At 42.3% G+C, this 3,244-nt stretch carries 5 protein-coding genes; all 5 read left to right on the forward strand.

The genetic code is table 11. The annotated features are described in order from the left end of the window. The first annotated feature begins 222 nt into the window (after positions 1-222). The 5 genes from F7R24_RS14520 to F7R24_RS14540 all read left to right on the forward strand — a co-directional run bounded on the left by F7R24_RS14520 (position 223) and on the right by F7R24_RS14540 (position 3,065). Positions 223-582 carry a barstar family protein gene (locus tag F7R24_RS14520; RefSeq protein ID WP_206057574.1) on the forward strand — a complete coding sequence of 120 codons (360 nt, stop codon included), beginning with the start codon at positions 223-225 and terminating at the stop codon, positions 580-582. A 97-nt stretch (positions 583-679) separates the two neighbouring features. Further along, positions 680-1,018: a helix-turn-helix transcriptional regulator gene (locus F7R24_RS14525; RefSeq protein WP_151671984.1), complete on the forward strand. Its 339-nt coding sequence runs from the start codon at positions 680-682 to the stop codon at positions 1,016-1,018. A gap of 89 nt (positions 1,019-1,107) precedes the next feature. Then, positions 1,108-1,446 (forward strand): hypothetical protein, encoded by a 339-nt coding sequence (locus F7R24_RS14530; RefSeq protein ID WP_151671985.1) that lies wholly within the window; start codon positions 1,108-1,110, stop codon positions 1,444-1,446. Positions 1,447-1,544: 98 nt separating this feature from the next. Beyond that, positions 1,545-2,702, forward strand: a complete 1,158-nt coding sequence (locus F7R24_RS14535; RefSeq protein ID WP_151671986.1) for a type II toxin-antitoxin system HipA family toxin — start codon at positions 1,545-1,547, stop codon at positions 2,700-2,702. Between the two features lie 27 nt (positions 2,703-2,729). Continuing rightward, entirely contained in the window at positions 2,730-3,065 is a 336-nt protein-coding gene (locus F7R24_RS14540; RefSeq protein WP_151671987.1) for a helix-turn-helix transcriptional regulator, read from the forward strand. Positions 3,066-3,244 lie beyond the last annotated feature (179 nt).

Raw genomic sequence — 3,244 nt, forward strand, 5'->3', positions numbered from 1 at the left:
AAGGTGAGGGAATAATCTGACCCACAGGTTGAACCGCCCAAGAGTAAAACATCCTCACTCACCTAGGTTCATTATGCCTGTACAAACATAATGTAACCGTTGAGTAAGATACAAGAGTATTTGATTACCACATTCGCTCAAATTAAAAATTACTTACACAAAAAACAGCTTATTTTTTGATGGTTGTTGCATTTCCTAATGAATATCTAGGGGCCGCTCATCATGAATCTACCAATGATTTCAGGTGTTTATGAGTTAACACAGAGCGAACAGGTATCTGCTGACCTTGAACTGGATTTTACATCGTTTCCTGTCGTAGATAAGTCGTCCATTTTGCAAGCACTGTCCGATACTTTCCATTTCCCTGACTATTTTGGCCACAATTGGGACGCCGCTTTTGATTGTTTGCTGGATGCATTGGAAGAGTATGAAAATTTCGACGTTCTGGTTAGGCTGCCAGCATCGACTCAATGTGATGAAGAGGCGTTAATAATGCTGCGTCAGTTGATGCAGGATGTGGTGGCATTGCAGCCTGTTGATAAGCGGGTTAGGTTTTTGTTTCTTTCTGTTGCTGTCTCGTAAGACCTTCTAGGATAAACATTTACAAAATATGTGCAACTGACTAATATGATTCATATATAGATCATAATGTATCTATTTGTATCATATGTAGATCAATATGCCGAAATCTATTACTAGAGCTTATTCGACTTATACTGCTGAAGCTTTGTCTTTGCTTGCGGGGTTGATACGTGTAGCTAGACTTGAAAAAAAGATGAGTGCCCAGGAAGTCGCTGATCGTGCAGGTATTTCAAGAGGAATGCTGTCGCGTATTGAAAAAGCAGACCCAAAATGTGAGATAGGGGCGACATTTGAAGTTGCTCGGATCGTCGGAGTGAGTTTGTTTGAGAGTGAACTCAGTCGCATAGTGATGCAAGTTAAGCATGTTGAGGAAAAACTGGCACTCTTGCCAAAAAGCGCTCGCAAACCCCAAAAGGTAGTTAAGGATGACTTTTAAATTTCGAGATAACGAATCGAGTTGGATTGGTGTTTGATGTGGCGTCGGCAGTTTCTGAACCCTTATTCTATTTCAGGGTATGATTAACCATGGCTAGCCAATATCCCCATAATTTCAGATTGGTTCGTACCATTTTTCCGTTACTTATTTTAATTGTTGCGGTGGTTTTCTTTTGGTCGCCAGCAAAAGAATCAGACATCGTTTCAACGCAATTGGTACAAGGTGTTGTGGTCGAGGTAAATACTGGCGAGGCCGAGTCCTTTAGAACCGGCAACCAAGTGAGTATGACAACGGCACGTATTGAACTTCCCTCTGGCGAACATACGCGGGTTTTGGTGTTACGACAGTCGTTAACGGTGGGCGATCGAGTGACCTTAACTGAAACACGTTTCAACGATGGACAGGTTAAGTATCGATTGGGTGAGTAAACCACAAAACATTTCAAGCTTTCATTGAGAATAATATTTCTCAATTTTCTATCACTTTGCTATATTTTGAGAAAATATATTCCCAAAGTAGGTCGAAAATGGAACTGCATGTCGACATTTATCATTCTGGACAGTGGCATCACGCCGCAGTATTGCACCTACTTAATCCTGAACAGGGACGCTTAAGTCCTACACGTTTAATGTATCTACAGGATTACGCCCTTGATTGGATGTTTAGGGATGACCGTTTTGCTTGTAGTATAAATTTACCCATTGAATTGATGTTTCATCACCGGTCAAATCAATGGTTTGGTTTTTTAGAAGACATTGTGCCATCTGGTGCGAGTCGTCGTTTTTGGGTCAATCGTTTAGGTATTAGCCATCTACCTCAGGGTGCTCAAGACAGTATATTGCTGAAAACTTGCACGATCGCTCCGGTCGGTAATCTTCGCATTCACAACTCTTTACCTTCAAAAGCTGATTTTTCTACCTTAGACAAAAAGCGATTCGATATTGCTGATGTCATAGAAAGGCAGGTGGATTTTCTAGATTATGCCCAAGAAATGGGAGCTGTGAGTGGTGGTGCTACGGGTGCGTGTGGTGAAGCTCCTAAGCTTTTGCTGAGATGCTCTATGGATGACGAGGTTTGGATAGATACGTGGCAAGATGATCCTTTAAATCAGGATGCATCTTATCTCGTTAAGTTTCCACGCGGAAACATGACGTCGATCGATTGTGATATTTTGCGTGCCGAATACCACTTCTATCATGAGTTAACCGATTTGGGTGTTGAGACGATCTCTACAAAAAATATGCGCTTAATTGAAGGTAGTCGTTACCCATCCTTATGGCTTCCTCGATTTGATATCGCCTTCAACCAAAACCAGCAAGAACGTTATGGTTTGGAGTCTGTTTATTCTGTGCTTGAAAAAGAAGCGGGTAGTTTTTTGAATCATTTTGACGTATTGCGGCAGTTAGTTGCAAAGCTTGCCAACCAGCAACAGGTACTGAATGGATCTGCTAAATTTGATCAGCAGCAGTTTATCAGTGAATGGTTAAAAAGAGATTTGCTGAATGTCATCTTTGGTAATTCAGATAATCATGGGCGGAATACGGCGTTCATAAAGAAAGCATCGGGAATCACCCTTGCACCTGTGTATGACTTTGCGCCGATGAGGGCTGACCCTGAAGGTGTCATCAGGACGATGAAATGGGGTGCGCCTTTTGAGCAGGGTGATGGGAATGAATTCTATTGAACAGCGTTTAAGCCGGTGGGGGTTGTTATGAAAAAAACCACAGGGCTAGATCGAGAAACGGCATTGATGGAGGCTCTTCAACGACTTTACGATGGTGAGATAACAGAAGGTGCTTTATTGCGATACTTGCGTAAAGAGGTGTTGGGGCTGACTCAGGATCAATATGCAGCATTGGTAGGCATTAGTCGACGAACCCTGTCAGATATCGAACTAGACCGTGCACAGTTGACTGTGAGTGTGATGAGTAAAGTGTTCAAGCCGTTAGGCTTAAAAGTGGGCTTACTGCCTAGAAATGGTAATTTAATGAATACAGTTAAAACAGGAAGATCGGGGTCAGATACCGTCTTGAACGTCAAGCTTTAACCCTTGTCTGATTCACAATTCCACTTACAAAAAGGTCAGCTTTCAGCTGGCCTTTTCTCGTTTTCAAGTTCACCCTCATGCTTTCTAAAGAGCATACCCCTAAAATTATCTGACCGTCTACCACATGGATTTGGAAGACGAGCTTACACGGAGGAATCAACAGCGATTCAGATGGATTT

The organism is Nitrincola schmidtii (genome assembly GCF_008973715.1).
Classification (GTDB): Bacteria; Pseudomonadota; Gammaproteobacteria; order Pseudomonadales; family Balneatricaceae; genus Nitrincola; species Nitrincola schmidtii.

Bases quoted from the DNA above. Each gene is read 5' to 3' on its own strand.
- F7R24_RS14525 (WP_151671984.1), top strand. From the start codon at position 680: ATGCCGAAATCTATTACTAGAGCTTATTCGACTTATACTGCTGAAGCT.
- F7R24_RS14530 (WP_151671985.1), top strand. From the start codon at position 1,108: ATGGCTAGCCAATATCCCCATAATTTCAGATTGGTTCGTACCATTTTT.
- F7R24_RS14535 (WP_151671986.1), top strand. From the start codon at position 1,545: ATGGAACTGCATGTCGACATTTATCATTCTGGACAGTGGCATCACGCC.
- F7R24_RS14520 (WP_206057574.1), top strand. From the start codon at position 223: ATGAATCTACCAATGATTTCAGGTGTTTATGAGTTAACACAGAGCGAA.
- F7R24_RS14540 (WP_151671987.1), top strand. From the start codon at position 2,730: ATGAAAAAAACCACAGGGCTAGATCGAGAAACGGCATTGATGGAGGCT.